Consider the following 25,234-nt stretch of genomic DNA (forward strand, 5'->3'; position numbering starts at 1 on the left):
CCGCCCGCCTCGCCACCGCGGCCCTCGGCTCGGCCCGCACCGCGCAGACCGGCTCGAAGGTCACCCGCCGCGTCGGCACCACGTCGACCCGCCTGCGCGGACCGCGTCTGGGCGCCGGGCTGACGTCCGTGCCCTCGCGCCCCGCCGCCGACCCGATGGCCGCGCTCATGACGGAGGCGGTCCTCCCCGAGCGCAAGCGCTTCTGCTCGAACTGCGGCACCGCCGTGGGCCGCGGCCGCGACGGCAAGCCGGGCCGCACCGAGGGCTTCTGCCCCAACTGCCGCACCCCGTTCTCGTTCACCCCGCAGCTGCGGAAGGGCGACGTGGTCGGCGGGCAGTACGAGGTCGTCGGCTGCCTCGCCTACGGCGGACTCGGCTGGATCTACCTCGCGCGCGACCGCAACGTCTCGGGCCGCTGGGTGGTGCTGAAGGGCCTGCTCAACTCGGGCGACCCGGACGCCTACGCCGCCGCCGTCACCGAGCGGCAGTTCCTCGCCGAGGTCGAGCATCCGCTCATCGTCGAGATCTACAACTTCGTGCTGCACGAGGGCGCCGGCTACATCGTGATGGAGTACGTCGGCGGTCCGAGCCTCAAGCAGATCCTCAAGGAGCGGCTCGAGGCGAACGGCGGCAGCGCCGATCCACTGCCGGTCGACCAGGCGCTCGCGTTCGTGCTCGAGGTCATGCCCGCCTTCGCGTACCTGCACGACCACGGCCTGCTCTACTGCGACTTCAAGCCGGACAACATGATCCAGGTCGGCGACCAGGTCAAGCTGATCGACCTCGGCGGGGTGCGCCGCGCCGACGACGACGCCTCGGCGATCTACGGCACCGTCGGCTACCAGGCGCCGGAGGTGCCCGAGGTCGGCCCGTCGATCGCGTCCGACGTGTACACGATCGGCCGGACCCTCGCCTCGCTCGTGCTGGACTTCCGCGGCAACCAGACGACGTACGTCGCCTCCCTGCCGCCGGTGTCCGAGACACCGCTGTTCCAGCGGTACGACTCGTTCTACCGGCTGGTGGCGAAGGCGTGCGCCCCGGATCCGCAGGACCGGTTCGCGACGGTCGACGAGATGCGCGGTCAGCTGCTCGGAGTGCTCCGCGAGGTCGTCGCGACCGACCGCGGGCCCGGGCACCCGTCGCTGCACTCGACCGAGTCGGCGCTGTTCGAGGCGCCGGTCGCCGACGTGGTCGACCGTCCGCTGCCGTGGGACGCGCTGCCGCTGCTGAAGATCGACGAGTCCGACGCCGCGAAGGCGTGGCTCGCGGGAGTGAACGTCGCCGATCCGGTCGTGCGCCTGCGCGCCCTCGCGCTCGCTCCGACCACGACGGTGGAGGTGCGGCTCGCGCGGGCCCGAGCGGCGATCGAGGCCGAGCGGTGGGACGAGGTCTCCCGCGCGACCGGTGAGGTCCTGTCCGAGGATCCGTGGGAGTGGCGGGCCGTGTGGCTGAGCGGTCTCGCGCAGCTCGCGCGCGGCGACGACGTCGGCGCGCGCGCCTCCTTCAACACGGTCTACGGCCAGGTCCCCGGCGAGCTGGCGCCCAAGCTGGCGCTCGCCGCGGCGTGCGAGTCGAGCGGCGAGCCCGAGGTGGCGGAGTCGCTCTACGTGATCTGCGCCCGCTCGGACGCGAACTACACCGCTCCGGCCGCCTTCGGTCTCGCCCGGGTGCGGCAGGCCCGCGGCGACCTCGACGGCGCGCTCGACGCGCTCGACATCGTCACGCCGACGCGCTCCTCCTTCCTCGACGCCCGCCGTCGGCGAGCGGAGCTGCTCGCGGAGTCGGGTCGCGGCCTGCCCGCGCTCTCGGCGGCGCTCACGAGTGTCGACTCGCTCGCGATCGACCCGCGCACCCGGCTCGAGCTGACGACCGGGGTGCTGGAGTCGGCGCTCGAACTGGTCCGGCGCGACGGGCCGGCCGAGGGGGCGATGCTGGGGACCGTGGAAGCGACCGAGCCGGCGATCCGCGACGGGCTCGAAGCCTCGTACCGCTCGCTCGCCGCGTCGACACGGGAGCGCGAGGAGCGCCTCCGACTCGTCGACAGGGCGAACGCCGTGCGGCGCTGGACGCTGACGTGAGCGGGGGCGTGGGCGGGGAAGACGGCCTGAGCGGGAAGGTGAGCGAGGAAGTGAGCGAGGGTGCCGAGGAGACTCGGGCCCCCGACGCGGTGCCGACCGTCGAGGAGAGCCCGGCCGAGGAGATTCTGGGCGAGGAGAGCCCGGCCGAGGAGAGCACGGCGCACGACGGCCCGGCCGACGACAGCCCGGCGCTGTCCACGCCGTGCCCCGTCTGCGGTGAGCCGGTCACGACCGGCGACGCGTTCTGCGAGGCGTGCGGCGCGACGCTGATCGTGGCGGCCGCTCCGACCGCCCCGCCGACGGCCGTCGAGGCGGCCCGCGCGTGCGTGTACTGCGGGGGCACCGTCGCCGCGGACGGATACTGCGAGCAGTGCGGGCAGCGCGCGCCGACCGAGCGCGAGCACTGGGCCGAGGCGCCGCATCCGCTCGTCGGGGGCGTCTGCGACCGCGGGATCCGGCACCCGGCCAACGAGGACGCCATGGCGATCGGAGCGGTGGCGGCCGAGGACGGCGCGCTGAGCACGGCGCTCCTCGTCGTCTGCGACGGCGTCTCGTCGACCCCCGACTCCGACACCGCCTCGCTCGCTGCGGCCCGCGCCGCACTGAGCGCCCTGCAGGCGGAGGTCGGCGGCGGTGCCCGCGGGGCCGAGCGGTGGGGCGCCCTGCTGCAGATGGCGACGGCGCGCGCCTCCGGAGCGATCGACGCCGCCGTGCCCGAGAAGCGCGACAACCCGCCGTCCTGCACCTTCACGGCCGCGATCCTCGAGGGGGCGCTGCTGGTCACCGGCAACGTCGGCGACAGTCGCTGCTACTGGATCCCCGACGCCGGGACCCCCCGGCAGCTCACCGTGGACGACTCGTGGGCGCAGGAGCAGATCGCGTCCGGGATGAGCCGGGCCGAGGCGGAGACGTCGAAGGACGCGCACGCGATCACCCGCTGGCTCGGCGCCGACGCGCACGACGAGGAGCCGCGGCTGTCGACGACGGTGCTCGGGGAGGCGGGCTGGGTGCTCGCCTGCTCGGACGGGCTGTGGAACTACGCCTCGCCCGCCGAGGACCTGGCCGCCGTGCTGCACGAGGCGCGGCAGCGGGTCGGCAGCGACCCCGTGACGCTGGCCGAGGCGCTCGTCGCGTGGGCCAACGAGCAGGGCGGGCACGACAACATCACGGCGGCTCTGGCGCGCTTCGAGGTGCCGGGGGAGTAGCGGGTCCGTCCAGCGGCGCGGGCTCCCGCTGGACGAATCCGCCGCTCCGCTGGCGGACGTGCTCCCTACGCTCGACCCCATGAGCCTCGCCGAGTCCCGCACCGCGCTGTCCATCGTCGGCCACTGGATCGACGGGGCGCCGTCGGCGTCCTCGTCCGGTCGGACCGCCCCCGTCTACGACCCGGCGCTCGGAGTCGTGGCCCGCGAGGTGGCGCTCGCCGACGCCGCCGAGATCGATCTGGCCGTCGCCTCCGCCAAGGCCGCCTTCCCCGCCTGGCGCGACACGTCGCTGGCCAAGCGGCAGCAGATCCTGTTCCGGTTCCGCGAGCTGCTCGAGTCGAAGAAGGGCGAGCTGGCCGAGATCATCACGTCGGAGCACGGCAAGGTCGTGTCCGACGCGATGGGCGAGATCACCCGCGGCCAGGAGGTGGTGGAGTTCGCCACGACGCTGGCCCATCACCTCAAGGGCGAGTACTCCGAGCAGGTGTCGACCGGTGTCGACGTGTACTCGACGAAGCAGCCGCTCGGTGTCGTCGGGATCATCTCGCCGTTCAACTTCCCGGCGATGGTGCCGATGTGGTTCTTCCCGATCGCGATCGCGGCGGGGAACACGGTCGTCGTGAAGCCGTCCGAGAAGGACCCGTCGGCGGCGATCTGGCTCGGAGCCCTGTGGAAGGAGGCCGGTCTCCCCGACGGCGTCTACACCGTCCTCAACGGCGACAAGGTCGCCGTCGACGGACTGCTGACCCACCCGGACGTCCGCTCGATCTCGTTCGTGGGGTCCACTCCGATCGCGCAGTACGTGTACGAGACCGGGACCAAGCACGGCAAGCGCGTGCAGGCGCTCGGTGGGGCGAAGAACCACATGCTGGTGCTGCCGGACGCCGACCTGGATCTGGTGGCCGACTCGGCGATCAACGCCGGCTTCGGCTCGGCGGGCGAGCGGTGCATGGCGATCTCGGTGGTCGTCGCGGTCGAGCCGGTCGCGGACGAGTTGATCGCGAAGATCCAGGAGCGGGCGTCGCAGCTGCGGATCGGCGACGGGCGCCGGGGCTGCGACATGGGTCCCCTCGTGACGGAGCAGCACCGCGACAAGGTCGCGTCGTACATCGCGATCGCCGAGGAGGACGGCGCCGAGGTGATCGTGGACGGTCGCGGCATCGAGGTCGACGGCGACGCGAACGGCTTCTGGCTCGGCCCGACGCTGCTCGACAAGGTGCCGACGACGTCGCGCGCGTACACGGAGGAGATCTTCGGCCCGGTCCTGTCGATCGTGCGCGTGGGTACCTACGAGGAGGGCGTGGCGCTGATCAACGCGGGTGCGTTCGGCAACGGGACGGCGATCTTCACGAACGACGGAGGGGCGGCTCGCCGCTTCCAGAACGAGGTCGAGGTGGGCATGATCGGCATCAACGTGCCGATCCCGGTGCCGGTGGCGACGTTCTCGTTCGGCGGCTGGAAGTCGTCACTGTTCGGCGACACGAAGGCCCACGGCGCGGAGGGGGTGCGCTTCTTCACCCAGCAGAAGGCGATCACGAGCCGCTGGCTCGACCCGTCGCACGGCGGCATCAACTTGGGCTTCCCGCAGAACTGAGTTTCTGAGCCTCTCTCCTCGCTGCGCTCGTCGATCGGCCGCGGTCGGCTTGCGAAGAGGGTCGCGTTCCGTGGAGCGTCTCGCGTCCGCGCACGACGATCCGCTGACACGCGGATCGCCGCGGTGTTCTCAAGCTCTCTCCTCCTGCGTCGTCGATCGCCCGCGGTCGGTCGGGCAGTGGGCAGCGTTCCGCAGAGCGTCCTGCGTCCGCGCACGACGATCCGCTGACACGCGGATCGCCGGTTGCGGCTCGGTCACCCTTCGCTGGTCGAGTAGCCGCGCAGCGGCGTATCGAGACCCGCGTCCCCCGGCGCATCCCTCAGCCCAGCACGGAGAGCGCGAGCCAGAGCTCGCTGCGTGCCGACACGTCGTCGAGGTCGACGCCGAGGGCGCGCTCGATGGCGGTGATGCGGTTGCGGAGGGTGTGCCGGTGGACGCCGAGCTCGCGCGCGGCCGGCTCCCAGGCGCCGTTGCGGCGGAGCCACACGCGGGCGGTCTCGAGGAGCACCGCGCCCTCCGGGGTCAGCAGCGGGGCGAGCAGGCGGCGCGCGAGCGGCTCCGCCCCGGACGCGGTCAGCAGGCCGAGCATGCCCTGCGCCGCGACGTCCTCGAAGCGCAGCAGCGGCCGCTGGGGCGAGGAGCGGTCGGCCGCGCGGCGCGCCTCGACCAGCGCCCCCTCGAGCGACGCCCAGCCGGTCGGGGCGGACGCACCGGCCGCCGCTCCGTGCCGCGCGAGCACGTCGCTGATGGCGGCGAGGTCGTCGGCCTTCGTGACGAGCACGAGCGTCCCCTCGCGCTCGGCGAAGAACAGGCGCGCGCCGTTCTCCTCGGCGACCACCTCGAGCTCGTCGAGCAGCGAGTCGCCGTGCACCGGCTCCGCGAGCACGCTCACGCGGAGAGGCTCGGCGGGCAGCGGCCCCCACAGCTGCCGGGCGGTGCGCGCGGCGACCTCGAACGCGCCGGAGGCGAGCAGCTCGAGGAGCCCGGAGCGCAGCTGCCGGCGCGAGGCGTCGAGCGCCCGCCGCTGCTCGAGGGCGATGCTCGCGAGCGCGATCACGCTGGCGACCAGGTCGTTCCCCGCCGGATCGAGCGGGGTGCCGGTGCCCACCGCGAGCACGCCCCGCAGGTGGTCGCGCCGCCCCAGCGTCTGCAGGGTCACGCCACCGCCGTCGTCGAGCCGCAGCCCCGCCCGGCTGCCGCGCGCGAGGGTGTGCCGCACGGCGTCCGCGACCGAGCGCTCCGCCTCCGGGGGCACGTCGAGCCGGGTGGGCACCTGCACGCGCTGGCCCACCGCGTCGTAGAGGGCGACCCAGCAGCCGAGCTGCCGCTCGAGCTCCGAGAGGATCGCGGCCAGCCCGTCGGGGCGCAGAGCCGCCCGGGCGACCCGGCGCTGCGCCTCGAGCGACCACTCGAGCCGTTCGCGCTGCTCTCGCGAGATGACGTCGGCGACGAAGCGGATGATGCCCATGAACGGCGTGAGCTCGGCGACCTCGAGCAGGGGCAGGCCCTGCCGCTCGCAGGCCGCGATGAGCGCCGCCGGCACGTCGTCGTGCACGATGCCGGTCGCGAAGCCCAGCGCCCGGATGCCGCGGCCGCGCAGCCGGGCGACGTACTCCTCCGAGAAGTCGGCCGTGTGCTCGCCGGCGAAGTGCACGCCGTCGGTCAGCAGCAGCTGCCCCGATTCGAGCCAGGGCGTGGGATCGACCAGGTCGGAGGAGTGCGCCCAGACGAGCGGGGCGTCCAGCGCGGCCTCGTCGTGCACGCCCGCGAGGACGTGGAGGGCGAACGCCGGCTCGGCGAGCAGGTCGCGGACGGTCGCGGGCACGGCAGCCTCCGAGGGGACCGGCGCGGGGGCCGGGATCGACGATCCGTCCATCGTAGGGGTCGTCGATCGACGTATCCGCCACAGCGGCGCGGGCGGGCGGGGGCGAGGATGGAACGACCCCGCCTCCGGAAGGACACCATGAGCACCGAGACCGCTCCGACCGCCACCGCCCGCAGCAACGCCGCGGTCACCGCCGCCGACCGCTCGCGGGTGTTCCACTCCTGGTCGGCCCAGGGCGCCCTCAGTCCGCTGCCGATCGCCGGCGGCCTGGGAGCCGAGGTCTGGGACGTCGACGGGAACCGCTACCTCGACTTCTCGAGCCAGCTCGTGAACGTCAACATCGGCTACCAGCACCCGAAGGTCGTCGCCGCGATCCAGGAGCAGGCCGCGGTGCTCACGACGGTCGGTCCCGCCTTCGCAAACGAGACGCGGGCCGAGGCGGCGCGGCTGATCACCGATCGTGCGCCCGAGGGCTTCGAGAAGGTCTTCTTCACCAACGGCGGAGCGGATGCGAACGAGAACGCGATCCGCATGGCCCGCCTGTTCACGGGCCGCGACAAGGTCGTCTCGCTGTACCGCTCGTACCACGGCAACACCGGAGCGGCGATCGTGTCGACCGGCGACTGGCGCCGCATCCCGAACGAGTACGCCCGCGGCCACGTTCACGCGTTCGGCCCGTACCTCTACCGCAGCGAGTTCTGGGCCGAGACCCCCGAGCAGGAGTGCGAGCGAGCGCTGCACCACCTGGAGCGCGTCGTGCAGGCCGAGGGCCCGGAGTCGATCGCGGCGTTCCTGCTCGAGACGATCCCCGGCACCGCCGGCGTGCTGACCCCGCCCCCCGGGTACCTCGCGGGTGTGCGAGCGATCGCCGACCGGTACGGCATCCAGCTCATCCTCGACGAGGTCATGGCCGGCTTCGGGCGCACCGGGGAGTGGTTCGCCTTCGACGCGTTCGACGTGCGGCCCGATCTCATCACCTTCGCCAAGGGCGTCAACTCGGGCTACGTGCCGATCGGAGGAGTGATCATCTCGGATCCGATCGCCCACCACTTCGACGAGCGCGTCTTCCCGGGCGGGCTCACCTACTCCGGCCACCCGCTCGCCGCCGCCAGCGTCATCGCGACGCTCGAGGCCATGGAGGAGGAGGGCATCGTCGAGAACGCGAGGACCATCGGGTCGGAGCACCTCGCTCCCGGGCTCGCCGCGCTGGAGGCGAAGCACGAGGTGATCGGCGAGGTCCGCGGCTCCGGCGTCTTCTGGGCCCTCGAGCTCGTCGAGGACCGCGGCACCCGCGCGCCGCTCGCGGCCGCCTCGGTCGGGCGCCTCAAGTCGGACCTCCTCTCGCGGGGCCTGCTCCCGTTCACGGCCGACAACAGGATCCACGTGGTGCCGCCCGCCGTCGTCACGCCGGCCGAGGTCGCCCGCGGCCTCTCGATCCTCGACGACGCCCTCACCGCCTTCAGCGGCTGACGCGGGCGGCCGCCTCCTCGAGTCCGGGCCGTCGTCCTGTCGGGAATCGAGGTCGGGAGGGCTGACGGAGTCCGATCGAGCCGCCCGGTCGGCTCCCGACCTCGGTTGCAGACCGCTCGGCCTGCAGAACGAAGGCTGAACCCGCTGATCCGGGCGAGGATCACGGAATCGCGTCGGGGAGCCTTACTTCTGAGGCCCGCGGCGTCGTCCTGCGTCGCCGGAGTGGCAGGTCGGGGCTGTGCCGCGCACAACGACAGCCAGAAGTGCCCCTCAGCTTCCCCCGACGACGAGGAAGCCGGACCAGCGGCACCGCACGAGGCGTATCCGGGAATCCGCGTGTCAGCGGATTCCCGTCGCCGAACGCAGGACGCTCTGGAGGACGCGGTTGTCCGCGGTCGCCGACTGCGGCACGCCGCCCCGCGGCGGGCTCATGAGCACAACCGACCGCGGCACGCCGCCCCGCGGCGTGCTCGAGGCTTCGTCACCGCTTCAACCGAGGCTGTGCAGGGTGAAGGCTGTGACGAAGCCGAGTACGGCATACAACCCCGTCAGCACGTTGTCGCGGTCGAACGCCTCCGGGATCATCGTGTTCGAGATCATCGCGAGGATCGCGCCGGCCGCGACGGTCGTGACGAAGGCCACGACGGCTCCGGGCGCGGTCGCGAACACGAGGAAGCCCACGAGTGCGGCGGCGGCCGACGCCGCGGCGATGCCGCCCCAGACGGTGAAGACGTAGCGGGCGGAGCGCCCGTCGGACTTCATGCCCGCGGTCGACGAGAGGCCCTCCGGCAGGTTCGAGATCGCCACGGCGGCGACGATCGGCACGCTGATGGCGGCGGCCGACCCGCCCTGCGCGACCGAGAGCCCGAGGACGATCGACTCGGGGACGCCGTCGATCAGAGCCCCGGCGGCGATCGCCGCCCCGCCGCCCCCGCCGGACCCGGAGGAGGACTTGCGGTTCGCGGCGCCCGCGCGCGAGAGCAGCGCATCCGCCCCGACGAAGACGATCGCGCCGGCGAGGGTGCCGAGGACGGTCGGCAGGAGCCCGCCGTCGTCGGCGGCCTCGGCGACCAGCTCGTACGCGAGGGCCGAGATGAGCACGCCGGCGCCGAAGGCCGACACGGCGGCCGTCAGCTTCGGCGGGACGCGGAAGAACCAGGCGAGCGCCGCTCCGATCAGGAGCGTCGCTCCTCCGATCGCGCCGCTGAGGAGGGCGAGGGACCAAGTGGGCACGGCTCAGCCTCTCAACCCGTCCGTCCCGAGCGCTCGGGGTTGACGACGGGGTCGGGTTCGCGCGGCGGGTGCACCGCGGTGACCAGCACGACCGACACGATCATCAGCAGGAACCACGACACGAGCTTCGACAGCGAGACGACCTGCCAGCCGTCGACCTGATCGGGGTAGAGCCAGGCGCCGGAGTAGGTGGCGATGTTCTCGGCGAACCAGATGAACAGGGCGACCAGCGCGAACCCCAGGAGCACCGGCATGCGGTGCACACCGCGGTGGACACGGTAGACCATCGTGCTGCGCGCCCACAGCAGGACGACGGCCGCGAGGAGCAGCCACCGGGCGTCCGGCAGGAAGTGGTGGCTGAAGAAGTTGACGTAGATCAGCACTGCGACGACCAGCGTGAGCCACCACCGCGGCCAGCGGACGAAGCGCACGTCGAAGAGGCGGTGGATCCGCACCATGTACGAGCCGACGGACGCGTAGAGGAAGCCGCTGAACAGCGGCACCGCGCCGATCCGCAGCACCCCGTCGGCCTCGTAGCTCCACGAGCCCACGTCGGTCTTGAAGAGCTCCATCCCGGTGCCCACGAGGTGGAACAGCACGATCACCCACAGCTCGCGCCCCGTCTCGAGCCTGGTGGCGACGAGGACGATCTGCAGCACCACGGCGACGATCGTCAGCAGGTCGTTGCGGGCGAGCGCGGCGTCGTCCGGGTACCAGAGGCGGGCGGCGAGGAGGACCGCGAGCAGCACGGCGCCGAAGACGCACGCCCACGCCTGCTTCGCCCCGAAGACGAGGAACTCGATCAGCGAGGCGCGCGGACCGGTGGCGGGGCCGCGGGCGAGGAGCCGGTTCGCGGCGTCGTCGATCCGCTGCTCGATCGGTGTGAAGGCCCGTCCCGGCTCGCCCATGCGTCCCGCTCCCTGTCGGAGCGGTCGATGCTACCGGTCGCGGGCGCTCTCGATCTCAGCACTGCCGCGAGACGAACCCGTCCTCGCCGGGCACCAGCAGATCGCGGTCGCGCTGCAGCACTCCGATGCGGTCGCCGCGCGCCGCGCAGGCCCGCTCGAAGACGGCCTCCGGCGCGTCGGTGTACTCCACCTCGTAGACCCGGTCGCCGTAGACGCCGGTGTACGCGTCGCACTCGTCGAAGGCCTCGCACTCCTCGGTGATCGCGAAGTCGAAGCCGAGGCCGCGCAGCTCCGGTGCCCGCTCGGCCGCGTTCTTCTGCCCGAGTGCGAGCCCGTTGCGGTGCGCCTCCTCGATCAGGTCGGCGGCGAACGCGGCGGTGTCGGAGTCGCTCAGCAGCCCCTGGGAGCGGGTCGCGGAGTCGAGGTTGTCGGCCTCGACCGCGGCGAAGCCGCTGTCGGCGCAGCCCGCGATCCACGACGCGACGATCGCGATCAGCGCCTCCCGCTTCGCCGGCGTCGACACGTCCAGCAGCACCTCGTCGGGCCAGTCGGGGTCGGCGACGGGGGTGCCGGAGGAGTCCCGCAGCAGCAGCTCGGCGCGCTCGCCCGTCCAGTCCTCGCGCTCGCCGGGCTGCGTCTGGAACGCGTTGACGTAGCAGACGGAGTAGAGACCGGGCTCGGGTAGGTCCTCGCGATCGCGCACCACGAGCTGCACGCCCTCGGCCGGGGGATATCCGCCGCCCAGCTGGTAGTCGAACCGGGCGCCGCCGGGAGGGAGGGCGATTTCTCCGGGCGTCGTCGAGGAGCAGCCCGAGAGCAGCAGGAGCGCGCTCGCCAGGACCGCGAGGGCTCTCCGCGGCGTCCGCGAGGCGGGAGCCGCCTGTGAGCGCGGCAGCCGGGGCCGCGCGCGGGGCGACGCGCGAAATAGACTGCGGGAATGGCGGAGTTCAGCGCGAGTGTTTTCCAGAACGAGTACCTCTCGGACGGCGCCACGGATGTGCACGCGATCGTGACGGTCACCGCCTCCGGCACCGGCTCGGCCGGCAGCGACGGAGCGGCCGCCGAGATCATCATCGTCGACTGCTCCGGATCGATGACCGGCGAGAACATGACCGCCGCCAAGCGCGCGGCCCAGGTCGCGGTCGACCAGATCCTCGACGGGACGTTCTTCGCGGTCGTCGCGGGCTCCGAGCGCGCCGACCGCGCGTTCCCGTACCCCAACGCCTCCGTCTCGATGGTGCGGATGGAGCCGGGCGCCCGCGCCGCGGCCCGCGAGGCCATCGGCTACCTGCAGGCCGACGGCGGCACCGCGATGGGCAGCTGGCTGACCCTCGCCCGTCAGCTCTTCGCGACGGTCCCGGAGGCGACGCAGCGCCACGCGATCCTCCTCACCGACGGCAAGAACGAGCACGAGTCGCGGATGCAGCTCGACGCCGCCATCCGCGCCGCCCAGGGCGTGTTCCAGTGCGACGTGCGCGGAGTCGGCTCCCGCTGGGTCGTCGAGGAGGCGCGCACGATCGCGAGCGCGCTCCTGGGCACCGTGGGCCTCATCGCGAATCCGGCCGACATGGCCGCCGACTTCGAGCAGCTCATGCAGGCGTCGATGGGCCGCGGAGTCGCCAACGGCGAGCTGCGCGTGTGGACCCCGCAGGGCGCCCAGCTGCTGTTCGTCCGCCAGGTCGCGCCGAACCTCGAGGACCTCAGCTCGCGCCGCACTCCGGTGAACCCACTGACCGGCTCGTACCCGACGGGCGCCTGGGGCGACGAGTCCCGGGAGTACCACGTGGCGGTCCGCGTGGCGTCCAAGCCCGTCGGAGCGGAGCAGCTCGCCGCCCGCGTGCAGCTGAGCGTCCGCGACGAGGTGGTCGCCTCGGCGCTGGTGAAGGCCCGCTGGACGGACGACTCCGCGCTCACCGCGCGCATCGACCCGGCCGTCGCGCACTACACCGGGCAGACCGAGCTCGCGTCGGCGATCCAGGACGGACTGGCCGCGAAGGCCGTCGGCGACGACGCGACGGCCACGGTCAAGCTCGGCCGCGCCGTGCAGCTGGCCGCCGTCACCGGCAACGACGAGGCCACCGCGAAGCTGCGCAAGGTGGTCGAGATCGACGACCCGAACGAGGGCACCGTGCGGCTCAAGCGCGGAGTGACCCGCCTCGACGAGATGGCGCTCGACACGGCGTCCACCAAGACCACCCGGGTGCGCAAGTGAGCTTCCGGTGCCCCGAGGGGCACACCTCCGCGTCCGGCGACTACTGCGACGTCTGCGGGGCGCCCATCCAGGCCGCGCCCTCGGCCGCTCCGGCGCCCAGCGCCGCCGCGCCGACGACCGCGATCCCGACCGGGCCCGCCGTCTGCCCGAACTGCTCGTACCCCAACGAGGCGGGCGCGCTGTTCTGCGAGAACTGCGGCTACGACTTCACGACCGGCTCGCTGCCCGAGGCCGACCCGTTCACCGAGTCGGGCGCCGTGCGCGCGCCCGGCGAGGTCGGCGGCTCCGCGACTGGGGCCGGCGACCCCGGCGCCCACCTCGGCGAGGCTCCGGCGCCCGGCGCGGCGGCGGAGGCTCCGACGGAGTTCGTCCCGGAGCAGGAGGCCGGCTTCGACGTGCCGGTCGCCACGGCCCCGCCGACCGAGGTGATCCCGGAGGCCGCTCCTGCGCCCTCTCCTGCGCCCGCTCCCTCGCCGGAGGCTGCGGAGGACGAGCCGTGGATCGCCGAGCTCTGGATCGATCCGGAGTGGTACGCCGAGCAGCGTGCGGACGACCCGATGCCCTCCGCCGGACCGCCGGCCGTCGTCGTGCTGCGCGAGCGCACGCTGCTGGTCGGGCGTCCCTCGGTCTCGCGCGGCATCTCGCCGCAGATCGACTGCGGCACCGACTCGGGAGTCTCGCGCCGCCACTGCCAGCTGAGCACCGACGGCTACCGCTGGTGGGTGGAGGACCTGCAGTCGGCCAACGGCACGTACGTCGCCGTAGCGGGCGCCGCGCTGCCGCAGACTCCGATCGCCCCGGGCCAGCGCCGCGAGATCGAGGAGGGCGACCGTCTCTACGTCGGCGCCTGGACCCGCATCGTCCTGCGGAAGGCGCTGCCGGGCGAGGCGTGAGCGGGCCTCCTCCGGGCGGCGGGGCCTCGATACGCGGCTGCGCCGCTGCTCGACCAGCAGGCTTCCGCTGATCGAGTAGCCCGCGGAGCGTGCGGTCCTGCCTGCTGATCGAGTGGACCGCGGAGCGGGCGTGCTCAGCGCCCGGTGAGCACGCCGAGCATCCAGGACAGCGCGGCGACCGCGCCGACGCCGACCACGCTCGAGCCGATGATGACGCTGCGGCGGATCCTCGCGGTCCGGCTCCCGTCCACCGACTGCGCGGGAGCGGTCGAGGTCGGGGTCAGCCCGCCCCGCAGCCGGTGCGCGACCTCGTCGGCGGTGGGGCGGCCCGCCGGGTCCCTCTGCGTCATCTCGGCCAGGAGCGTCCGCCACTCGGCGGGGAGCGTCTCGGGGATCGTGGGGCTGCGGTGCAGGCGGGCGATCGCCGCCTCCAGCACCGTGCCCGAGTACTCCCGGTGGCCGGTGAGCGCCTCGAGGAGGACCAGGCCGAGCGAGAAGACGTCGCTCGCTCCGCTGATCGGCTCGCCGGCGACCTGCTCGGGGCTGACGAAGCTGGCCGTGCCGATGACGATGCCGTCGCTGGTGAGGCGCGAGCCGTCCATGAAGTGGGCGACGCCGAAGTCGGTGAGCTTGGCGGTGTGCTCGTAGCCGCTCGAGCCGACATCGCTGACGAGGATGTTGGCCGGCTTCACGTCGCGGTGGACCACGCCGCGCTCGTGCAGATAGGCGAGCGCCTCGGCGAGCTGGGTGCCGATCGCCGAGACCTCGTCGACCGCCATCGGTCCCGACTCGAGCCGGGCCTCCATCGTGGGGTCGGCGACGAGCTCCATGACGACGTAGCGGCGGACCTCGCCGCCGAAGTTGTGCAGGCCGGCGTCGAAGAGGTTGACGATCCCCGGGTGCGCGAACGAGCTGAGCATCCGCACCTCGCGCTCCTGGCGGGCGACGTCCTCCGGATTGGAGGCTTCGGCGCGGAACACCTTCACGGCCACGTCGCGCTGCACGGTCTCGTCCCGTGCGCGGTACACCGAGCCCATCCCGCCCGAGCCGATCCGCTCGATGAGGTAGTAGCGCCCTGCCACCCGCTGCTGGGCGGCATTGGCGGCGATGGTGCTCATGAGGAGCCCGCCTTCCGAGGGAACGGCACGTTCTGAGCGCTCCAGAACGGCGCCTGGGAAGACGGTACCGCGAGCACCCTTTCGCGGGGGAGGCCCGGATCGGGGATTGACAGCGCGTCGCCTCTGAGCAGGTCGTCGACACGCCCGAGCGGGGCCGGGCCGCTGGGCGAGGACCTCGATCCGGAGCGCGCTCAGCGGCCTGCGCGGGCCCTGCTCAGCCGGGGAGGTCGACGACCGTCGGGGCGGCCGAGGCGGACGGGAGGTAGGCCGTCGAGACGATCGGGCCGCTCCGCGCGACGGGGGCGCCCGCACCGGACGGGAGGGCCGCCGTGAGCAGGATCCTGTGCGCGAGCGAGTGCACCGAGGGGAGGAACGACACCGCGCCCTGCGCGCGCACCGGCTCGATCGTCCCCACCCACGAGCCCTGGGCGGGCACGGGGACGACTCCGAGGTCGTAGGAGGCGACGTCGCGACCGTGGGCCCGCGCGATCACACCCGTGACGCCGGCGATCCGGTAGGGGGCGGCCGGCGCGGACTCGGGGAAGGGGACGTGGTGGACCGCGAGGCGGAGAAGGAGGCGCCTGCGCGTCGGGTTGAGGACCACGAGGATGTGCACCGCGTCGTCGACGTAGTAGCCGGGGACCTCCTGCCGAATCGCGGATCCGTCGGTCGTCCTCCGGTGGCCGGCGCGATCCGCGGCACCGAGGGCCGCGGCGATCGGGCGGCGCAGAACGGCGCGGGTCATGGTGCTCCTCGGGTCCGGCGGGGGTGCCGCGACCGGGGGAGGCGCGCGACCCGAGGGCGAGGGTAATCCGCCCCCGGGTCGTCGGCCGGTGCTGGCACGATCCGTCGTCGTGCCCGCCGGGATCAGCTCCGGCGGCCCAGCATCCCCTCGAAGGAGCCCTCGAGCGCCCAGGGGTCCCGCACGGACCGCGAGACGCGCGCCGCCTCAGCCGCGAGCTCGCGGCCGGCCCGCTCGATGCGCCCGGGCAGCGCCCGGCCGTCCTCGCTCGCTCCGCCCCAGTCGTCGGTCGCCGCGAAGACGGTCGTCGACAGAGGGGCGGCGTGCAGGTAGCTGAACAGCGGGCGCATCGCGTAGTCGACCGCGAGCGAATGGCGGGGCGACCCTCCCGTCGCCGCGAGCAGCACGGGCAGCCCGCGCAGCGCCTCCGTGTCGAGCACGTCGACGAACGACTTGAAGAGTCCGCTGTAGCTGGTCGTGAAGACCGGGGTGACGGCGATCAGGCCGTCGGCGCCGGCGACCGCGTCGAGCGCGGTCTGCAGGGCCGGACTCGCGAATCCGGTGAGCAGGTCGTTCACGACGTCGTGCGCGAGATCGCGCAGCTCGACGACGCTCCGCTCGACGGCGAAGCCCTGCCGGGACAGGTCGCGCTCGGTCGCATCGGCGAGGCGGTCGGCGAGCAGCCGCGTGGAGGACGGCTGGCCGAGGCCGGCCGAGAGGACGGTGATCCTGCGGGTGTCCATGGTGGATCTCCTGTTCTGTCGCGCGGATCAGACGGCGACGGGCTGCGCGTCGCGGGCGGCGACGAGCGAGGCGTGCGTGGGCGCCTCGGGCACGTGAGCGGGGCGGCGGGAGTCGAACTCGTGCCGCAGCACGGGCAGGATCTCGCCGAGCAGGTCGAGCTGCTCGAGGACGGTGGCCAGCGGGAGGCCCGCGTGGTCCATCAGGAAGAGCTGGCGCTGGTAGTCGCCGACGTAGTCGCGGAAGCCGAGCGTGCGGTCGATGACCTCCTGCGGGGAGCCGACGGTGAGCGGGGTCTGCTCTGTGAAGTCCTCGAGCGAGGGCCCGTGCCCGTAGACCGGCGCGTTGTCGAAGTAGGGCCGGAACTGCTTCACCGCGTCCTGCGAGCTGCGGGCCATGAAGATCTGCCCGCCGAGCCCGACGATCGCCTGGTCGGCGGAGCCGTGGCCGTAGTGCTCGAAGCGCTGGCGGTAGAGCTGCACCATCTTCTGCGTGTGCGAGGCGGGCCAGAAGATGTGGTTCGAGAAGAAGCCGTCGCCGTAGTAGGCGGCCTGCTCGGCGATCTGCGGCGAGCGGATCGAGCCGTGCCAGACGAACGGAGCGACTCCGTCGAGCGGGCGCGGGGTCGACTGGAAGCCCTGCAGCGGCGTGCGGAACTGGCCCTGCCAGTCGACGAAGTCCTCGCGCCAGAGGCGGTGGAGCAGGTCGTAGTTCTCGATCGTGAGCTCGATGCCCTGGCGGATGTCCTTGCCGAACCAGGGGTAGACCGGGCCGGTGTTGCCGCGGCCGAGCATGAGGTCGACGCGTCCGCCGGAGAGGTGCTGCAGCATCGCGAAGTCCTCGGCGATCTTCACCGGGTCGTTCGTGGTGATGAGCGTGGTCGCGGTCGAGAGCAGCAGGCGCTCGGTCTGCGCGGCGATGAACGCGAGCGTGGTGGTGGGCGAGGAGGACCAGAACGGCGGGTTGTGGTGCTCGCCGAGCGCGTAGACGTCGAGGCCGACCTCCTCCGCCTTTTTGGCGATGGTGACCGCGGCCGCGATCTTCTCGGACTCGGTCGGGGTCGCTCCCGTGGTGGGGTCGGTCGTGATGTCGCTGACCGAGAAGATTCCGAACTGCATGAGGTGCGCCCCTTCCGTCGCGGGCGCCTCTGCGGCGCCCAGTCCATGCGTTTGCATGTACATCGCGGTACAACGCCCTGCGGCGCGATCTATTCCCGGACCCTGCGGCTGCCGGCACCGCCCGGACCACCGGGCCCGCCTCGGAGCCCTCGCACCGCGAAACATCCCCGCAATACGCCCCGGACTAGAGTCGTGCCATGGGTGACCTCTTCGACGGCTACGGGTCCCAGAAGGTCGAGCGCCGCCGTGCCGGCGCCCCTCCCTGGGACGAGATGTTCGCTGATGTCGCCGCGACGAAGGGTCCCGACGGGGTCCGCTCGGCGTACCGCGACATCTACTCCTCGCTCGCGCGGATGACGCAGGAGGAGCTGCGCGGCCGTACCGACGCGCTCGCCTCCTCCTACCTCGCGCAGGGCGTCACGTTCGACTTCGCCGGCGAGGAGCGCCCGTTCCCGCTCGACGCCGTGCCGCGCGTGATCGAGCGGGCCGAGTGGAACGAGGTGCAGAGCGGCATCAAGCAGCGGGTCCGGGCGCTCGAGGCGTTCCTGGCCGATGTCTACGGGCCGCAGAACGCGGTCAAGGACGGCGTGATCCCCGCCGGGCTCATCTCGAGCTCCAGCCACTTCCACCGCCAGGCCGCGGGCATCGTGTCGGCGAACGGCGTGCGGATCCAGGTCTCGGGCATCGACCTCATCCGGGACGAGGTCGGCGGCTGGCGCGTGCTCGAGGACAACGTCCGCGTGCCCTCCGGTGTCTCGTATGTCATCTCCAACCGCCGCGTCATGGCGCAGACCCTGCCCGAGCTGTTCGTCTCGATGCGGGTCCGCCCCGTCGGCGACTACCCCAACAAGCTGCTGCAGGCCCTGCGCGCCTCGGCTCCGGAGGGCGTCGACGACCCGACCGTGGTCGTCCTGACCCCCGGCGTCTACAACTCCGCCTACTTCGAGCACACCCTGCTCGCGCGCCTCATGGGCGTCGAGCTCGTCGAGGGCCGCGACCTGTTCTGCACCGGCGGCAAGGTGTTCATGCGGACGACCTCCGGCCCCACCCGCGTCGACGTGATCTACCGCCGCGTCGACGACGAGTTCCTCGACCCGCTGCAGTTCCGCGCCGACTCGATGCTCGGCTCGCCGGGGCTCATGCTCGCCGCGCGCCTGGGCACCGTGACCATCGCCAACGCCGTGGGCAACGGAGTCGCCGACGACAAGCTCGTCTACACCTACATGCCCGACCTCATCCGCTACTACCTCGGCGAGGACGCGGTGATCAAGAACGTCGACACGTGGCGCCTGGAGGATCCGGGCGCGCTCGAGGAGGTCCTCGACCGCCTCGACGAGCTCGTCGTGAAGCCGGTCGACGGCTCCGGCGGAAAGGGCCTCGTGGTGGGCCCCGACGCCTCGGCGAAGGAGCTGGCCGAGTTGCGCTCGCGCCTGCAGGCCGATCCGCGCGGCTGGATCGCGCAGCCGGTCGTGCAGCTCTCGACCATCCCCACGCTCGTCGACGACGGCATGCGCCCGCGCCACGCCGACCTCCGGCCGTTCGCGGTCAACGACGGCACCGACGTCTGGGTGCTGCCCGGCGGACTCACCCGCGTGGCGCTGCCCGAGGGCCAGCTCGTCGTGAACTCGTCCCAGGGCGGCGGATCGAAGGACACCTGGGTCGTGGGTCTGGAGTCGCAGCGCGACCGGGAGCCGGACGCGCACGACATCCAGGGCCTCGTCGCCGAGCAGGCCGCCGTCACCAGCTCGATCCCGATCGTGTACCCGCTGAACCACACCCCCGACCACTCGCCGCACGACGGCCCGAACACCGACCAGGAGCAGCAGCAGCAGCAGGGTCGCGACGCGGGGGAGGAGGACTGATGCTCTCCCGGATCGCAGAGTCCCTCTTCTGGATCGGCCGCTACATCGAGCGCTCCGACGGCACCGCCCGCATCCTCGACGTCCACCTCCAGCTCCTGCTGGAGGACCCGTGGATCGACGAGGACACCGCGTGCCGCTCGCTGCTGTCGGTGATGGGCTCGACCCCGCCCGACGACATGGGCGAGATCACCCGCGCCGACGTGCTGACGATCCTCGCCATCGACCGCACGAACCCGGCGTCCATCGCGTACTCGCTCGGCGCCGCCCGCGAGAACGCCCGCCGCGCCCGCGAGATCGTGTCGACCGAGCTCTGGGAGTGCCTCAACACCACCCGCACCCGGATGCCGCGCCGCGTCTCGGGCGAGCGCGTCTCGGAGTTCTTCAGCTGGGTGCGCGAGCGCTCGGCACTGGCCGTGGGCATCATCGAGTCGGCGACGTCCCGCGACGAGGCCTGGCAGTTCTTCACGCTCGGCCGCTCGATCGAGCGGGCCGACATGACCGCGCGGCTGCTCGCGACCCGGTCGCTGACCGAGGCGAGCGGCCCGTCGTGGACCACGATCCTCCGCTCGTGCGGGGCGTACGAGGCCTACCTCCGCACCTACCGCGGGGTGCCGAGCGCGCGGAACGCGGCGGAGTTCCTCCTGCTCGACCGCCTCTTCCCGCGCTCGATCCTCTTCTCGATCTCGCGCGCCGAGATGTGCATGCGCGACATCGAGCCGCGCACGGGCCGGATCGGCCACACCGGCGACGCGCAGCGCGTGCTGGGCCAGATCCGGAGCGAGCTGGAGTACCGGCCGATCGCGGAGATCCTCGAGGACCTCCCGCGGCACATGGACGGGGTGCAGGACGCGACCTCGGCCGCGTCCGAGGCGATCCGGCAGCGCTACTTCCCCACCAACGTCATGCCGAGCTGGATCGGGGAGGCGCTGTGAGCAGGCTGCGCATCACGCACACCACGGGTTTCACCTACCAGGGCGACGTCGTGGCGTCGTACAACGAGGCGAGGATGCTGCCGGCGTCCTCGGACGGGCAGCTCGTGCTGTTCTCGAACCTCGACATCCGACCGGTCACCTCGGCGCACACCTACACCGACTACTGGGGCACCCGGGTGTCCTCGTTCGACGTGCTCGACCCGCACCAGGAGCTCTCGCTCACGGCGACCTCCCTCGTCGAGGTGCGCCCGAAAGCGCATCCGGAGCACCCCTACGGCTGGGAGCAGCTCGCCGAGCAGGTCGAGACCCTCACCGAGTACGTGGAGCAGTCGAAGCAGACCACCCGCACCGCTCCTCCCGAGGACCTCGTCGATCTGGCGCGCTCGCTCGCCGACGAGGCGGCCGGGCCCTGCGAGGCCGCGCTCGCGATCGCCGAGCGCATCGGCCGCGAGATGACGTACAAGCAGGGCGTGACCGGCGTGCACTCGACGGCGACGGAGTCGTGGACCGCTCGCAAGGGCGTCTGCCAGGACATCACCCACATCGTGCTGGGGGCGCTGCGCTCCGTCGGAATCCCGGCCCGGTACGTCTCGGGCTACCTGCACCCCAAGCCGCACGCCGAGATCGGCGAGACGGTGACGGGCGAGTCGCACGCGTGGGTGGAGTGGTTCTGCGGAGGCGCGTGGCGCGGCTACGACCCGACGAACCTGATCGACATCGGCGACCGGCACGTGATCGTCGGCCGCGGCCGCGATTACAACGACATCGCCCCGCTGCGGGGCGTCTACGCCGGGCCGCACTCGTCGAAGCTGTTCGTGCGGGTCGAGATCACCCGCGAGGCCTGAGCGCGGGGGAGCGGGAGTCGAGCTCGCGCTCGTGCGATCAGGTCCGGCTCGCGGAATCCAGCCGGTCCTGCGAGCCGAGCGCGTCCTGCGAGCCGAGCGCGTCCTGCGAGCCCAGCGCGTCCTGGCGAGCCGGAGCGGCTCCTGCGCGGCGCATCCGGACGTGGAAGCCCAGCCCCACCGCGGCGGCGGCGAGACCCGACGCGGCCCCCACCGCGATGGCCCAGCGCGGGCCGAGGCCGTTCGCGACGGCTCCGATGAGCGGTGCGCCGATCGGGGTCCCTCCGACGAAGATCGCCATGTAGAGCGCCATCACGCGGCCGCGCATCTCGGGCGCGGTGGAGAGCTGCACGAAGCCGTTGGCCGAGGTCATCAGAGTCTGCGCGGCGACGCCCACCAGGGGCAGGACGATCGCGAAGGACCACGCCGTCGGCATCAGTCCCGACAGGGCGAGCGCCACGCCGAACGCGGCGGCGGCCGCGACGATCAGGCGCAGGCGCGGGCGGTCTCGGCGGGCCGAGAGCAGGGCTCCGACGACGGAGCCGATCGCGATCGCGGAGGAGAGCAGCCCGAACTCGCTCGCTCCCATGTCGAACTCGACGGTGGCCATGGTCGAGGCGAAGATCGGGAAGTTGAGGCCGAAGGTGCCGATCAGGAACACGATGATCAGCACGACGATGATGTCCGGCCGCCGCGAGACGTAGCGGAACCCCTCCAGCAGCGCACCCGGCCCGCGGGAGGCGCGCGGCGCGGAGTGGAGCTGGTCGCGGTGCAGGAGGCGCAGCGAGAGCAGCACCGCGAGGAAGCTCGCGGCGTTGAGGAGGAAGACCCAGCCCGACCCGATCGCCGAGATCAGCACGCCCGCGAGGGCCGGGCCGATCATCCGCGCGGAGTTGAACGAGGCGGAGTTGAGCGAGACCGCGTTCGAGAGGTCCTTCTCCTCGACGAGCGCCGAGACGAAGGTCTGGCGCACCGGAGCGTCGATCGCGGCGGCGAAGCCCAGCAGCAGGGCGAAGAGGTAGACCATCCAGAGCTGGACCGCTCCGGTGACGACGAGGAGGCCGAGGGCGAGTCCGAGCGCGCCCATCGCGGCCTGGGTGGCCATGAGCAGCCGTCGCCGGTCGAAGCGGTCGGCGATGAAGCCCGAGAAGGGGACCATGAGCAGCTGCGGCCCGAACTGGAGGGCCATCGTGATGCCCAGCGCGGTGGCGTCGTGGTCGGTGAGGTCGTTGATCACGATCCAGTCCTGGGCCGTGCGCTGCATCCAGGTGCCGATGTTCGAGACCGTCGCACCGGCGAACCAGATGCGGTAGTTCGGCACGGCCATCGAGCGGAACATGGCGCTCATCGCTCCGCCACCTCGCGCAGGAGTCCGGCGGCGTCGTGCAGCAGCGCCCGCTGGGCGGGGGAGAGCTCCCGGAGCCGGGCGACCAGCCAGGCGTCGCGGCTGCGGCGGACCTCGCGGACCAGGGCCGTGCCGGCCTCGGTCGGGCGCAGACGGGTGATCCGCCCGTCCGTCGGATCGCCGAGCCGCTCGGCCAGGCCGTCGTCGACGAGGCACGCGACGGTGCGCGACATCGACGGCGGGCGGACGCGCTCGAGCTCGGCCAGCTCGCCGAGCGTGCGCGGACCCTCCCGCTCGAGCAGGGCGAGGACGCTCAGCTGCGCGTCGCTCAGCTCGTGCCGGCCCTTCTCCTGGCGGAGCCTGCGGCCCAGTCGTGCGACGGCGACGCGGAGCTCTCCGGCGAGAGCGGGTATCGCGGTCTCGATAGGCACATAGTTAGCCTAACGAAACATCAGCCCGAACGGGAGGGATCGCCCGAACCCGCGAGGGTCAGCGCCGAGCGGTGCGCACGGCGCCCACGCTCGCCGCCACGACGAGGCCGATGCCGACCGCCTCGATCGCGGTGAGGCGCTGGCCGAGCACGAGGAACCCCGAGAGCGCCGCCGCCCCCGGTGCCAGCGACATCAGGATCGAGAAGGTCGAGGAGCGGAGGCGCCGCAGCGCCAGCAGCTCGAGCGCGTAGGGGACGGCGGAGGAGAGCACCGCGACCGCGAGGCCCAGCAGCAGCACGGGCGGCAGGACGAGGGCGGATCCGGCGGTGGCGATGCCGAACGGCAGCGACACGATCGCGCCCGCGGCGAGGGCCAGGGCGAGACCGTCCAGGCGCGGGAAGCGTCCGCCCGTGCGCTCGGCGAAGACGATGTACGTCGCCCAGAGCGCCGCTGCTCCGAGGGCGAAGGCGACGCCGACGGGGTCGAGGGAGCCGAAGCCGCCCTGCGACAGCGTGACGACGCCCGCGAGGGCGAGGCCGGCCCAGAGCAGGCTGAGAAGGCTGCGACCGGCGATCACCGAGAGGGCCAGCGGCCCGAGCACCTCGAGGGTGACGGCCGCGCCCTGCGGGATGCGGGCGATGGCCTCGTAGTAGCAGGCGTTCATCCCGCCCAGGGCGAGGCCGTAGACGGCGACGGTGCCCCAGTCGGCGCGGCTGTAGCCGCGGATCCGGGGACGGCACACCACGAGCAGCACGAGCGCCGAGAAGACCAGGCGCAGGGTGACGGTGCCGATCGGGCCCGCGGCGGGGAAGAGGAGGACCGCGAACGAGGCGCCCAGCTGCACGCTCGCGACCGCGCCCAGGACGAGCCCGATCGAGCCCGCGCCACCCGGGCGGCGCGGGGCCGGGTCGACGGCGCTCAGCTCGAGCGCCGCTGCTTCTGCACCGGCGGGACGTTGTAGCCGAGCAGGCCCACGCCCGTCTCGTCCCAGCGCAAGGTCGTCAGCGAGACGTTGTCGACGACCGGGAAGGTGTGGCGGTAGGTCTCGGGGTTGATGCCGAGGTACGCGCAGAGCAGCAGGCGGATGAGGGTGCCGTGCGCGACGACGAGCACACGGCCCTCGGGATGGTCGCGGTGGATCCGGGCGAGCGACGAGTTCGCGCGGGCGACCGCGTCGAGCCCCGATTCCCCGCCGGGCATGGGCTGGATCGCCGGTGCGGCGACCCACGCGCGGTAGGCGTCGGGGAAGCTCTTCTCCATCTCGGCGGTGGTCAGCCCCTCGCCCTGGCCGAAGTCGACCTCGACGAGCGCAGGATCGAGCTGCACCTCGAGGTGCGCCGCTCGCGCGGCCGGAACGGCGGTGCGGACGGCGCGCACGAGGGTGGAGGAGTACACCGCCTCGAGGTCCGCGTCGACGGCCCAGGAGGCCAGCGTCGCCGCCTGGTCCTGTCCGCGAGGGGTCAGAGCGATGTCGGAGGAGCCCGCGAAGCGGTTCTCGGAGTGCCAGACGGTCTCTCCGTGCCGGGCCAGGATCAGGGTCGTCACCCCCCGAGCCTAGCGAGCGGTGGCCGTGCGGGAGGTGAGCGCTCCGGGACCGCGGCGGACCGCGGCCCGGCGGACCTAGGCCGCGCTGATCCCGTAGTGGGCGTCGACCAGGACGGGCAGGTGGTCGGACAGCCCCTGGGGCAGGGTCGACACGCGCTCGATGCGGACGGAGTCGCTGATCGCGAAGTCGAAGTGCCCGCTGAAGTAGCGGTAGCGCGCGTAGGTGGGGGAGTCGCTCCGCGACACGAGGTACCCGTTCCGCGTCATCTTCCGGTCGAGTCCGCGGAAGAACCAGGGGTAGTTGTAGTCACCCACCATGAGCGACGGGGTGTCCGGCGCGTACTCCCGGAGCCGGTTGAGCGCCTCGTCGATCTGCTTGCGCCGCAGCGCGTTGCCCGCCGAGAGGGGGGCCGCGTGGAACGACGAGACGGCGATCGCTCCGCCCTCCTCGTCGACCAGGCGGACGGCCAGCAGGCGCTCGTGAGCGGGGGACATCACGCGGTCGTGCATCGACTTGCTGAGCTCGAAGGCGGCGCTGCCGACGAGTTCGAAACGGGCGTGGGAGTAGTAGATCGCGAGGCCCAGACGGTTGCGCGCGGTGACGCTCGCGAGGCGCAGGTCGCCCAGCTCCTGGGGGAGCTTCGTCGTGTCGCACTCCTGGAGGCAGAGGACGTCGACATCGTGCCGGGCTGCGAGAGGAGCGATCTCGACGTGCGCTCGGTGCTCCCGGAGGTTGTAGGAGATCACCCGGAGGGCGCGTTCTTTCGGCTGCATCCCGCCAGTGTAGGGCGGCGCCGCCGTCGCGGCGGCGACGTCCGGGCGAACACGGAGGGACCTCTTCGGGCAGCGATCGCCGGGGCGATCAGCGCCCGAGGAGGTCCCTCGGATCGTGCGCGGTCAGCGGGTCGCGCCACCGGTTCCGTCGGGGTCGGCGTCGGTGCCGTGGACGCCGTCGGTGGGGCCCCAGTCGGGCAGCGGGGGGTTCTCGGCCTCGCCGTCCTGGGTGAGTCCGTCGGGGGACGGACGGCCCACCTCGTCGAGGCCGGCGGTGGTGCCTCCGCCCGTCTCGGGATCGGTCTCGGCCGGGGTCCGCTCGGGGTCGACGAGGGTCGGTTCGATGTCGTTGTCGGAGCTGCTCAT

General features: G+C 72.8%; 23 protein-coding genes. 9 read left to right on the forward strand and 14 right to left on the reverse strand.

The features are described 5' to 3' along the window. From NB037_RS06785 to NB037_RS06795, 3 genes are all read left to right on the forward strand, one after another. Nucleotides 1-2,078: serine/threonine-protein kinase (locus tag NB037_RS06785; protein ID WP_251944531.1), on the forward strand; the 2,078-nt coding region annotated here is incomplete at its 5' end. A gap of 50 nt (nt 2,079-2,128) precedes the next feature. Further along, nucleotides 2,129-3,283 (forward strand): PP2C family protein-serine/threonine phosphatase, encoded by a 1,155-nt coding sequence (locus NB037_RS06790; protein ID WP_251944532.1) that lies wholly within the window; start codon nt 2,129-2,131, stop codon nt 3,281-3,283. Nucleotides 3,284-3,362: 79 nt separating this feature from the next. Continuing rightward, the gene (locus tag NB037_RS06795) at nt 3,363-4,877 is read left to right on the forward strand and encodes a CoA-acylating methylmalonate-semialdehyde dehydrogenase (RefSeq protein ID WP_279308675.1); all 1,515 of its coding nucleotides are present in this window, start codon (nt 3,363-3,365) and stop codon (nt 4,875-4,877) included. A 319-nt stretch (nt 4,878-5,196) separates the two neighbouring features. On the opposite strand, the gene NB037_RS06800 is transcribed toward NB037_RS06795, so the two are convergent. Further along, nucleotides 5,197-6,702 (reverse strand): PucR family transcriptional regulator, encoded by a 1,506-nt coding sequence (locus NB037_RS06800; RefSeq protein ID WP_251944533.1) that lies wholly within the window; start codon nt 6,700-6,702, stop codon nt 5,197-5,199. A 138-nt stretch (nt 6,703-6,840) separates the two neighbouring features. Between NB037_RS06800 and NB037_RS06805 the strand changes: the two genes are divergently transcribed. Continuing rightward, entirely contained in the window at nt 6,841-8,172 is a 1,332-nt protein-coding gene (locus NB037_RS06805) for an aspartate aminotransferase family protein (RefSeq protein WP_251944534.1), read from the forward strand. A gap of 489 nt (nt 8,173-8,661) precedes the next feature. Here the strand turns inward: NB037_RS06805 and NB037_RS06810 are convergent, their stop codons facing one another. From NB037_RS06810 to NB037_RS06820, 3 genes are read right to left on the reverse strand one after another with little or no spacing between them, the layout of a single operon-like run. Beyond that, nucleotides 8,662-9,405: a ZIP family metal transporter gene (locus NB037_RS06810; RefSeq protein WP_251944535.1), complete on the reverse strand. Its 744-nt coding sequence runs from the start codon at nt 9,403-9,405 to the stop codon at nt 8,662-8,664. A gap of 11 nt (nt 9,406-9,416) precedes the next feature. Then, on the reverse strand, nt 9,417-10,313 hold the full coding sequence (locus tag NB037_RS06815) for a DUF817 domain-containing protein (RefSeq protein ID WP_251944536.1): 897 nt from the start codon (nt 10,311-10,313) through the stop codon (nt 9,417-9,419). Between the two features lie 55 nt (nt 10,314-10,368). Further along, nucleotides 10,369-11,208 (reverse strand): endo alpha-1,4 polygalactosaminidase, encoded by an 840-nt coding sequence (locus tag NB037_RS06820; RefSeq protein WP_279308680.1) that lies wholly within the window; start codon nt 11,206-11,208, stop codon nt 10,369-10,371. Nucleotides 11,209-11,250: 42 nt separating this feature from the next. On the opposite strand from NB037_RS06820, the gene NB037_RS06825 reads away from it, so the two are divergent. Together NB037_RS06825 and NB037_RS19840 are read left to right on the forward strand one after the other, a co-directional pair. Continuing rightward, a complete protein-coding gene (locus NB037_RS06825) occupies nt 11,251-12,525 on the forward strand; it encodes a vWA domain-containing protein (RefSeq protein WP_251944538.1) in 1,275 nt (424 codons plus the stop codon). Then, on the forward strand, nt 12,522-13,418 hold the full coding sequence (locus NB037_RS19840) for a double zinc ribbon and FHA domain-containing protein (protein WP_251944539.1): 897 nt from the start codon (nt 12,522-12,524) through the stop codon (nt 13,416-13,418). The genes NB037_RS06825 and NB037_RS19840 overlap by 4 nt, the downstream gene beginning before the upstream one ends. Nucleotides 13,419-13,552: 134 nt before the next feature. Here the strand turns inward: NB037_RS19840 and NB037_RS06835 are convergent, their stop codons facing one another. The 4 genes from NB037_RS06835 to NB037_RS06850 all read right to left on the reverse strand — a co-directional run bounded on the left by NB037_RS06835 (nt 13,553) and on the right by NB037_RS06850 (nt 17,137). After that, nucleotides 13,553-14,536, reverse strand: a complete 984-nt coding sequence (locus NB037_RS06835; RefSeq protein WP_251944540.1) for a serine/threonine-protein kinase — start codon at nt 14,534-14,536, stop codon at nt 13,553-13,555. Nucleotides 14,537-14,750: 214 nt separating this feature from the next. Then, entirely contained in the window at nt 14,751-15,281 is a 531-nt protein-coding gene (locus tag NB037_RS06840; protein WP_251944541.1) for a hypothetical protein, read from the reverse strand. A 122-nt stretch (nt 15,282-15,403) separates the two neighbouring features. Beyond that, nucleotides 15,404-16,021, reverse strand: a complete 618-nt coding sequence (locus NB037_RS06845) for an FMN reductase (protein WP_251944542.1) — start codon at nt 16,019-16,021, stop codon at nt 15,404-15,406. A gap of 27 nt (nt 16,022-16,048) precedes the next feature. Next, nucleotides 16,049-17,137, reverse strand: a complete 1,089-nt coding sequence (locus NB037_RS06850) for an LLM class flavin-dependent oxidoreductase (RefSeq protein WP_251944543.1) — start codon at nt 17,135-17,137, stop codon at nt 16,049-16,051. Between the two features lie 197 nt (nt 17,138-17,334). Between NB037_RS06850 and NB037_RS06855 the strand changes: the two genes are divergently transcribed. Genes NB037_RS06855 through NB037_RS06865 form a run of 3 tightly spaced genes read left to right on the forward strand, consistent with a single transcriptional unit; the run spans nt 17,335 to nt 20,776 of the window. Further along, nucleotides 17,335-18,999, forward strand: coding sequence for a circularly permuted type 2 ATP-grasp protein (locus NB037_RS06855; protein ID WP_251944544.1), 1,665 nt, complete (start codon nt 17,335-17,337; stop codon nt 18,997-18,999). Then, nucleotides 18,999-19,931: an alpha-E domain-containing protein gene (locus NB037_RS06860; protein ID WP_207405127.1), complete on the forward strand. Its 933-nt coding sequence runs from the start codon at nt 18,999-19,001 to the stop codon at nt 19,929-19,931. Before NB037_RS06855 ends, NB037_RS06860 begins: the two co-directional genes overlap by 1 nt. Next, a complete protein-coding gene (locus NB037_RS06865; protein WP_251944545.1) occupies nt 19,928-20,776 on the forward strand; it encodes a transglutaminase family protein in 849 nt (282 codons plus the stop codon). Before NB037_RS06860 ends, NB037_RS06865 begins: the two co-directional genes overlap by 4 nt. A 37-nt stretch (nt 20,777-20,813) precedes the next feature. On the opposite strand, the gene NB037_RS06870 is transcribed toward NB037_RS06865, so the two are convergent. The 6 genes from NB037_RS06870 to NB037_RS06895 form a co-directional block, all read right to left on the reverse strand. Beyond that, a complete protein-coding gene (locus tag NB037_RS06870) occupies nt 20,814-22,121 on the reverse strand; it encodes an MFS transporter (RefSeq protein WP_251944546.1) in 1,308 nt (435 codons plus the stop codon). Next, nucleotides 22,118-22,549, reverse strand: coding sequence for a MarR family winged helix-turn-helix transcriptional regulator (locus tag NB037_RS06875; protein WP_251944547.1), 432 nt, complete (start codon nt 22,547-22,549; stop codon nt 22,118-22,120). The genes NB037_RS06870 and NB037_RS06875 overlap by 4 nt, the downstream gene beginning before the upstream one ends. Nucleotides 22,550-22,607: 58 nt before the next feature. Then, the gene (locus tag NB037_RS06880) at nt 22,608-23,393 is read right to left on the reverse strand and encodes an EamA family transporter (RefSeq protein WP_251944548.1); all 786 of its coding nucleotides are present in this window, start codon (nt 23,391-23,393) and stop codon (nt 22,608-22,610) included. A 74-nt stretch (nt 23,394-23,467) separates the two neighbouring features. Further along, nucleotides 23,468-24,094, reverse strand: a complete 627-nt coding sequence (locus NB037_RS06885; protein ID WP_251944549.1) for a histidine phosphatase family protein — start codon at nt 24,092-24,094, stop codon at nt 23,468-23,470. Nucleotides 24,095-24,169: 75 nt separating this feature from the next. Then, nucleotides 24,170-24,868: an endonuclease/exonuclease/phosphatase family protein gene (locus tag NB037_RS06890; RefSeq protein WP_251944550.1), complete on the reverse strand. Its 699-nt coding sequence runs from the start codon at nt 24,866-24,868 to the stop codon at nt 24,170-24,172. A gap of 123 nt (nt 24,869-24,991) precedes the next feature. Further along, nucleotides 24,992-25,234 (reverse strand): hypothetical protein, encoded by a 243-nt coding sequence (locus tag NB037_RS06895; RefSeq protein ID WP_251944551.1) that lies wholly within the window; start codon nt 25,232-25,234, stop codon nt 24,992-24,994.

It is taken from the genome of Rathayibacter rubneri, from assembly GCF_023743255.1.
In the GTDB taxonomy this organism is placed as follows: domain Bacteria; phylum Actinomycetota; class Actinomycetes; order Actinomycetales; family Microbacteriaceae; genus Rathayibacter; species Rathayibacter rubneri.

Excerpts from the sequence above, each read along its gene's own strand:
- NB037_RS06805 (WP_251944534.1), top strand. The coding sequence starts at position 6,841 with ATGAGCACCGAGACCGCTCCGACCGCCACCGCCCGCAGCAACGCCGCG.
- NB037_RS06860 (WP_207405127.1), top strand. The coding sequence starts at position 18,999 with ATGCTCTCCCGGATCGCAGAGTCCCTCTTCTGGATCGGCCGCTACATC.
- NB037_RS06840 (WP_251944541.1), bottom strand. The coding sequence starts at position 15,281 with ATGACCCGCGCCGTTCTGCGCCGCCCGATCGCCGCGGCCCTCGGTGCC.
- NB037_RS06795 (WP_279308675.1), top strand. The coding sequence starts at position 3,363 with ATGAGCCTCGCCGAGTCCCGCACCGCGCTGTCCATCGTCGGCCACTGG.
- NB037_RS06890 (WP_251944550.1), bottom strand. The coding sequence starts at position 24,868 with ATGCAGCCGAAAGAACGCGCCCTCCGGGTGATCTCCTACAACCTCCGG.
- NB037_RS06845 (WP_251944542.1), bottom strand. The coding sequence starts at position 16,021 with ATGGACACCCGCAGGATCACCGTCCTCTCGGCCGGCCTCGGCCAGCCG.
- NB037_RS06870 (WP_251944546.1), bottom strand. The coding sequence starts at position 22,121 with ATGAGCGCCATGTTCCGCTCGATGGCCGTGCCGAACTACCGCATCTGG.
- NB037_RS06895 (WP_251944551.1), bottom strand. The coding sequence starts at position 25,234 with ATGAGCAGCTCCGACAACGACATCGAACCGACCCTCGTCGACCCCGAG.
- NB037_RS06855 (WP_251944544.1), top strand. The coding sequence starts at position 17,335 with ATGGGTGACCTCTTCGACGGCTACGGGTCCCAGAAGGTCGAGCGCCGC.
- NB037_RS06815 (WP_251944536.1), bottom strand. The coding sequence starts at position 10,313 with ATGGGCGAGCCGGGACGGGCCTTCACACCGATCGAGCAGCGGATCGAC.
- NB037_RS06835 (WP_251944540.1), bottom strand. The coding sequence starts at position 14,536 with ATGAGCACCATCGCCGCCAATGCCGCCCAGCAGCGGGTGGCAGGGCGC.
- NB037_RS06850 (WP_251944543.1), bottom strand. The coding sequence starts at position 17,137 with ATGCAGTTCGGAATCTTCTCGGTCAGCGACATCACGACCGACCCCACC.
- NB037_RS06825 (WP_251944538.1), top strand. The coding sequence starts at position 11,251 with ATGGCGGAGTTCAGCGCGAGTGTTTTCCAGAACGAGTACCTCTCGGAC.